This is a genomic window from Dokdonella immobilis, assembly GCF_900115085.1.
Classification (GTDB): domain Bacteria; phylum Pseudomonadota; class Gammaproteobacteria; order Xanthomonadales; family Rhodanobacteraceae; genus Dokdonella; species Dokdonella immobilis.
Window position 1 is genome coordinate 1 of sequence record NZ_FOVF01000072.1, and the last position, 1,384, is coordinate 1,384.

General features: G+C 53.8%; 2 pseudogenes. Both read right to left on the reverse strand.

The window, feature by feature from the left end:
• Positions 1 to 278, reverse strand: a pseudogene (locus tag BM125_RS20065) (hypothetical protein); the annotation flags it as partial.
• Positions 279 to 595: 317 nt separating this feature from the next.
• A pseudogene (locus BM125_RS19570) lies at positions 596 to 1,384 on the reverse strand (hypothetical protein); the annotation flags it as partial.

The window sequence follows — 1,384 nt, forward strand, 5'->3', positions numbered from 1 at the left end:
GCATACGGATCCATGCCGGTGAAATAGTGGTTTGCGGCGAAGCTCAGCATGCCGAGCCAGCGTCCCTGGTGGGATCCGGATGGAAACGACATCGCTGCGGCAATCCAGTCGCTCAGAGTGTTGGCGGTAACATGAACGCCTTTATTGCCGACCACGAAAATTGAGTCATCCAGCGCAAATGATCCGGCAAGTCCCGGTGCGTAGATGACGGCACATAGAATCCCGCCGAGCGCCAAGGTTAGCCAGCCACGATTTTCAGAAAACAATGGCATTCTCATGATCCGGTTCCAAATTCCTTGCTGTATCTTCGAGGCAGCGTTCCAGCCCGTAACATTTTGGCTACTTTCATGAATTTCACCTTCCCGGCGGTTCGGCAACCATTGTGTTCGAACTCTGTCAGGTCAATGAGGCGAAAATCATAGCTTCAATGTCAGCCAACTACTCATTGATATTGAATGGTGTAGCGTGCTTGGAGCCACTCTGTAGGAGCAATACATGCGCGGTCAAATGCGACAAGAACTTGTGATGGCCTGAAAAGCAGGGATGCCAGTGGACCGCGATAACCCACTGGAACAAAGTGTTCAGTTGTTTGGATCTAGTTGAATAGCAGCTTATGCGATTCGTCATCAATTCCAGTCGCCTTTCTTAGCTGTATTTCCAGTTCGAGGAGTCTTCCGTCGAGGTTGCCCAGGCCGTTCATATTACGAAGAGTCTGCAGTTCCAGTGCTGCGGCCTTCAGATCGCCAGTGCGAATAAGAAAAGTGACGAGATTTGCGCGGGCCTCCGCGTCCGTTGGTGACAGAAAAATTGCTGAGCGAAACTGTCGCTCCGCCAGTTCCAGGTCACCAAGATAGACAAGGGCGAATCGCGCGTGCAGTGTCAGCAATTGGGCGTAGCCACCCGGATGGCTGGTGGCTGCATCAAAGGCCTCTTTGAAGTGCTCAATATCGCGGGGGCAAATCTTTGCATCCAGGCAATTGAGAAGCGCTCCCAGCGCCGACACGTCAACCGTGGAAATCGGGCGTGCCTGCAATTTTGCAATGAGTGAATCCCACCACTGATCCTTGATCGGCAAGCCAAGCTTTGCGCTTGTCACTATGAGTAACTGGTTGTGGACAGCGTCTGCCGAAGGGTTGGCAGCCATTCGATCGAGAATTTCAAACGCTCGCTTTCGCATGGGCTCGGGGTCGCCCTTGAGGGTCGATGCCAGAAGGATGCGAGCATAGTCGTATTGCGCTGAAGAGGAGTCTGGCCGCTTGGTTGCATTGGTCGCACTAAGGGTCAAGGGGTCCGACCACTCCAATGCACGCAATGCGGTGGTAAAGGCGTAGAAGGCGAAGAGTGAGGTGACGCCCAACGCGACGATCCGCGCTCTCAGCCGAGG